Here is a 6,355-nt window from a genome sequence, read left to right on the forward strand (position 1 = left end):
ATAATTAAAAGCTTATTTATTCACAATTATAAAAATGTATTTACTATTTTTACAATTAACTTATAAAACAAAAAAGGTTTTTATGAAAATACTAATCATTATTAACGATGCACCATACGGAACCGAAAAAGCTTATAATGCCTTACGTCTTGCAATGAACATTCAAAAAGAAAGTCCTGAAACAGAAGTTGCAATATTTTTAATGGCAGATGCTGTTGGTTGCGGAATTCCAAACCAGATAACTCCTCAAGGATATTATAATATTGAGAGAATGATGAAAGCCGTTGTTCTAAAAGGAGGGAAAATTAAAGCATGCGGAACGTGCATGGATGCAAGAGGTTTTGCTGAATTAAAATTACTTGACGGTGTTGCGAGAAGTGATATGAAAGAACTTGTTCGATTGACTCTTGATAGTGAAAAAGTTATAACATTTTAATATGTTATGAATCCGATGGCAGACCGGTTACTTTTGGGACAGCTACAGTGAAATAAAAATATAGAATATTATTGAAAAAATTATTTGTGTACTTTTAGAAGTAAATGATTTTTCTAATGCTATTTTTTATTTTTGATTATTAAATAGTTTGATGTTAAACTTGAGATTTGTTTATGTCCCTTTTTCAAAAATCTGTAATTAAGAAATACCTTTCCAATTTAGATTCCAAAGAAGTTACTTCTGCTTATAATAAATTCAGAGAATTTTACGGTGATTCCGAACGAATAGAAAACATTAAACTCTTAAAGGAAGAAAACTATCAAGAAGGATTTTTTACGGGAAATATTCGTTCAAGTTTTGGGATATACGATAAATCCCGATAAAAATTACAATCTTACAACTGAATTTAAGAACGAAACTGATTCTAAAAAAGCGGATGGTGCAATTCTTCAAGATGGAAATGCAATCGGCGTAATCGAGCTTAAATCAACAAAAACGGTTAATCTGGAATCAATCACAACACAAGCATTTAATTATAAAAATCATCAAAACAAATGCAGATTTGTAATAACATCAAACTTTGAAAAACTCAATTTTTATATTGATAATGCAACTGAGTGGGAAGAATTCAATCTATTTACATTAACAGAAAATGATTTCAAACTTTTTTACTTTCTGCTAAACAGTAAAAATATTCTTAACGGAATTCCGTTAAAAGTAAAAGAAGAATCAAGATTACATGAAGAAAATATTTCCGATAAACTATACAAAGATTACTCGCAATTCAAACATAAAATCTATAATAACCTTGTAAAAAATAATCCGCAATTTGATAAACTTAGCTTGTTCAAAAGTTCGCAAAAATTATTAGATAGAATTTTATTCATACTCTTTGCAGAAGATAGTTTATTAGTTCCGCCAAACTCAATAACCAGAATAGTTGATCAATGGAAACAATTAAAATCTCTGGATGAAGCGAAACCGCTTTACACAAGATTTGTAAAATTTTTCAATCATTTAAATGTTGGGCATACTTACGAAGAATATTCGCTTCCGGCATATAACGGCGGATTATTTCAAGAAGATGAAATTCTGGATAATGTAAAAATCGATGATGAAATTTTACTTACCGATATTATAAAACTTTCTTCTTATGATTTCAGCAGTGAAGTTGATGTAAATATTTTAGGACATATTTTTGAACACAGCTTATCGGAAATTGAAGAACTAACCGCAGAACTGGAAGGCAATTTAGTTGAGCGTGAAAAATCCAAACGCAAAAAAGATGGAATTTTTTACACTCCAAAATACATTACAAAATATATTGTTGATAATACGATTGGCTCTTTGTGTACCGAAAAGAAAAAAGAATTAAATCTTGATGAAATTGACGAAACAATTTTAGAAAGCAGCAGAACGCAAAAAGGGAAGTTAAACCAGAAAGCAAAAATATTATTTGATAATCTTGATAAATACAGAGAATATATTTTATCGCTGAAAATACTTGATCCGGCTTGCGGAAGCGGAGCATTCTTAAATCAAGCGCTGGAATTTTTAATAAAAGAGCATAAATGGATTGATGAACATAAAAGCTCTTTGCTGAAAGAAGCGTTTACAATTTCCGAATATGAAAAAGATATTGTTGAAAATAATATTTATGGTGTTGATATAAATGAGGAAGCCGTTGAAATTGCAAAACTTTCTTTGTGGCTGAGAACTGCAAAAAAAGGAAGAAAACTTTCTACACTAAGCAATAATATAAAATGCGGAAATTCATTAATTGATGATCCGAAAGTTGCCGGAAATAAAGCATTTAATTGGAATGAAGAATTTAAGGAAATAATGAGCAATGGCGGTTTTGATGTTGTAATTGGAAATCCGCCTTATGTTTTTGCTCGAGAAAAAATTTCTCAATCCGACAAAGATTTCTTTAATCAAAAATATAATTCTGCGAAATACCAAGTAAATACATATTTGTTATTTATTGAAAAGACAATTGATTTAATTCATAAAAATGGAACTTATGGTTTAATTATACCAAATTCTTGGTTAATGGTTTTTTCGGGTGAAGGATTAAGAAAATATATAATAGAAAATTGTAAACTAAATCAAATAATAAATCTTGAAGGCTTTTCATTTGAAGGAATTGGTGTTGAAACTATTATCCTAATTGCAAATAAACAAATGTGTTTTGAAAATGAGTTTAAAGTGTTTATAAGTGTTAATGCTGAGTTTAAATACTCTCATTCAAAAAACCAAAAAAGTTTTTTACAAAATGAAGCTTATGAATTCAATGTTTTTGCAGATGAAGAAAGTTCAAAAATTATAAATAAAATTAAACATAACTCTTTTCCTCTTGACTCATTATTGCAAGTTAAAGCTGGATTAAAGGCTTATCAAACTGGAAAAGGAAAACCAAAGCAGACTATAGAAGATGTTAAAAATAGACCCTTTGATTATAAATATAAATATGATAATAACACATTCAAATATTTAGAAGGAAAGGATCTATTAAGATTTTGTATTAATTGGTCTGGCACATATTTAAGATTTGGCGAACATTTAGCCGAACCAAGAAAGTTTTCTGGACAAAAAATAATTATTAGAGAAATTACGGGAAAATATCCCCATTCAATTATAGCAACATTTACAAGTGAAGAATATTTATTTAATATGAGCAATATTGCAATAGTTGAAAGGGATGAAAAAAAAGTTGAATTAAAATATGTTTTAGCTTTGTTGAATAGTTTTTTACTTTCCTATTATTTCATGAAAAATACCGCAAAGTCAGTTAGAAAATTATTCCCAAAAATCATTTTAAATGATTTACGTTTGTTCCCAATAAAATTAATTAGCTCAGAAAACCAAAAGCCATTTATTTATAAAACTGACAAAATGTTATTACTTAATATTCAATTTCAAGAAGCAGTAAATAAATTTGCTCATAGAATTAAAGACACATTTATTTTAGAGAAAATCAGTCAAAATCTTCAATCATTTTATGACTATGATTTTAGGAAATTCCGAACTGAACTTAAAAAACAAAAAGTAGAGATTTCTTTAAAACAACAGGACGAATGGGAAGAATATTTTAACGAGTACAAAACTAAAATAAATCAGCTTCAAGAAGAAATAACCAAAACAGATAATGAAATAGATGTAATGGTTTACAAACTTTACAACCTTACCTATGAAGAAGTAAAAATTGTAGATCCTCAATTTTGGATGAGAGAGGAAGAGTATTATAGATGATATTAGTCCATATTTAACATTGGTAAGCTAATTTTAAAAATTGAACCCTTGGGTTTATTATCCAGAATTTCAATTTCACCGGACATTCTTTCAATAACGGATTTCACTAAACTTAATCCTAAACCATAACCACTAATTTTAGTGGAATTCACTGATTCAATTCTATAAAACCTTTGGAAAACTTTATTTTTTTCTTCACCTTTTATTCCAATTCCATCATCAATAATTTTCAAAATAATTTTATTGTTTTCCTTATGCAAAACTACTTCAACAATTGAATTCTGCGGTGAATATTTAATTGCGTTATTAATAAGATTCTGAACGGCAATAGAAAAATATTCGGATTTGCCTCTAACATAAATATTTTCTTGAATGTTAAAATTAACTCTTGGTAAATCAAAAATTTTTGCAATATCATTTTTAAGCAAACTTGATATATTAAAAACACTTTGGTTATCTTCACAAGAATTACAATCTCTTGACATAATGAGCATTGTTCTAATCATTTCAATCATTCTATCTGTTTGATCTTTTAATATTTTACATGTTTCTTTATACTCATTTATTTCATGATCTCTTTTTAAAATATAATCCAATTCGGTTTTAATTGAAGTTAGCGGTGTCATAAGTTGATGAGATGCGTTATCAGTAAATTGTGATATTTCTTTAATTTGATTTTCTAATCTTTCAAAAAGTGAATTTAGAGTATTTTTTAATTTGCCAAGTTCATCCTCTGAATCTGCTGAATAATCTAATCTTCCACTTAGATTTGTTGCAGAAATAGAATTTGCAGTTTCAATTATTTTGTTAATCGGTTTGTAACTTTTTTGAGCAAGAAATATACTTAACAATGTTACAATTATAACAATTACCGGGAATGAAATTAAGTTTACTATAATTACACTTTTTACAACAGAGTTAAAACTTGATTGAAATGCCGATAACTGAATAACACCAATACTTTTACCATTTTGATTTATAAGCTGCTTGTAAATTGTTCTTAATTGCTCATTCCCAAATTTTAAATCTTCAAAGTAATATGGTGTAAATTTATTAGGAAAACCTAAATCAATATTTCCTAAAAGATTTACATTTTCGCTTTTAAGAAAAAGTACACCTTTCAAATTATAAACTTGCAGAAAATATGGATTATCGGTTTTGAATTTTAAGTCCGGTTCTTCTAATTCTCTTCTATGTAAAATTTTTATAGAATCGTTTTCAACAGAAATTGTATTTAAAATATGTTCAAGTTCATGAGTTAATCTTGAATCTAAATCTTCAACCAAAATATAATCTAGTTCAAAAAGTGTGAATAAACTAAAAAGTAAATAAAAGGAAATTAAAACAACACCATACCAAACAGCAGTGCGTTTAACAGTTTTTGTAAGTACGATTTTTTTCATTTTAATCAATTAGAAAAATATAACCTTCGCCGTAAATTGTTTGAATAATTTTTTTATCTGAATTAGATTCTAATTTCTTTCTTAAATTTTTTACTGTTACTTCAACAATATTTGTTTCGGGAATAAATGGAAGTTCCCAAACATCCTTACATAAAATTTCCTTATTTAGAATTTTTCCTTTATTATCCATAAAATATTTTAACAGTTCGAATTCTTTATCTGAAAGCTTAATTATATTTTTATCAGTTTTCAATTCTCTGTTAAGTAAATCAAATTCAATATCATCAATAAAAACAGATTTTATCGCTGAGTTATATCTTCGATTAACGGCTAATATTCTTGCCAAAACTTCATCAAAAGAAAATGGTTTAGTAATATAATCATCTGCACCTAAATTTAAAGCTTCAACTTTATTAGAAATATCCGTAAGTGCCGTAACTAAAATTATTGGTTTATTAAATCCGCTTTCTCTTAAAGTTTTACATACTTGAATACCGCTAATTTTTGGAATTCTCCAATCGAGTAATATCGTGTCAAAATTATTTTTAGAAATTACATCTAAAGCCTCTTCGCCATCAATCGCAAGAGAAGTTTCAAAACCCTCATCTAAAAAGTTTTTAACAAGTGATTTTGCAATGCTTTCTTCATCTTCCACAATTAGAATTTTCATAGTATCTCAAATTATTATACCTAAAATTACTGTTTTTCAATAGAGAATCCTTTTTGGAAATTATGAAAAATTATTAATAATTGTTTTGGTGACTAAATAGGACATAAACGTTACTTTTACTTACAGAAATTTCATTTCACTTTTTTGGGAGAAAATATGAAAAAATTCTTTACCTTTTTTTACATAATAGTGGTTTTACCATTTGCTTTAATTGCGCAAGAATATGCCGGAAGTGAAGCTTGTAAAACTTGTCATTCCGCACAACATAATGATTGGAAACAATCAGGTCACCCATATAAAATACAAAAAATAAGCGATGGAAATCCACCAGTTTACCCAATATTATCAGCACACAAAAAAGTGGGTTCACAAGTTGATTATACATTAAATTCCGGAATCCCAAATGTACCTGATGGATTAGCTTGGAGTGATATAGGTTTTGTTTTAGGCGGATATCATTCAAATGCAAGATTTTTGGATAAAGAAGGGTATTTGATTTTAGGAGCAAACCGACAATATAATTTACCTACAAACAAATGGGTCAATTATGTTCAAGCTGATCCAGGTAAAAGCACCTATCCTTATAGCTGCTAT

The 6,355-nt window shown here is 27.8% G+C and carries 6 protein-coding genes; 4 read left to right on the forward strand and 2 right to left on the reverse strand.

The genetic code is table 11. From position 1 onward, the window contains the following. Positions 1-82: 82 nt before the first annotated feature. The 3 genes from IPM32_18700 (at position 83) to IPM32_18710 (ending at position 3,688) form a co-directional block, all read left to right on the forward strand. Complete coding sequence (locus IPM32_18700) at positions 83-436, forward strand: DsrE family protein (GenBank protein ID MBK8947274.1); 354 nt, start codon at positions 83-85, stop codon at positions 434-436. A 173-nt stretch (positions 437-609) separates the two neighbouring features. Continuing rightward, complete coding sequence (locus IPM32_18705; GenBank protein ID MBK8947275.1) at positions 610-819, forward strand: hypothetical protein; 210 nt, start codon at positions 610-612, stop codon at positions 817-819. Continuing rightward, positions 794-3,688 carry an N-6 DNA methylase gene (locus IPM32_18710; protein MBK8947276.1) on the forward strand — a complete coding sequence of 965 codons (2,895 nt, stop codon included), beginning with the start codon at positions 794-796 and terminating at the stop codon, positions 3,686-3,688. Before IPM32_18705 ends, IPM32_18710 begins: the two co-directional genes overlap by 26 nt. A gap of 2 nt (positions 3,689-3,690) precedes the next feature. Here the strand turns inward: IPM32_18710 and IPM32_18715 are convergent, their stop codons facing one another. Then, positions 3,691-5,091 carry a HAMP domain-containing histidine kinase gene (locus IPM32_18715; protein MBK8947277.1) on the reverse strand — a complete coding sequence of 467 codons (1,401 nt, stop codon included), beginning with the start codon at positions 5,089-5,091 and terminating at the stop codon, positions 3,691-3,693. A 1-nt stretch (position 5,092) separates the two neighbouring features. Next, on the reverse strand, positions 5,093-5,761 hold the full coding sequence (locus IPM32_18720) for a response regulator transcription factor (protein ID MBK8947278.1): 669 nt from the start codon (positions 5,759-5,761) through the stop codon (positions 5,093-5,095). Between the two features lie 156 nt (positions 5,762-5,917). On the opposite strand from IPM32_18720, the gene IPM32_18725 reads away from it, so the two are divergent. Then, the coding region (locus IPM32_18725) for a hypothetical protein (GenBank protein MBK8947279.1) at positions 5,918-6,355 on the forward strand (438 nt) is incomplete at its 3' end.

This window comes from Ignavibacteriota bacterium (assembly GCA_016716225.1).
Lineage (GTDB): Bacteria > Bacteroidota > Ignavibacteria > Ignavibacteriales > Melioribacteraceae.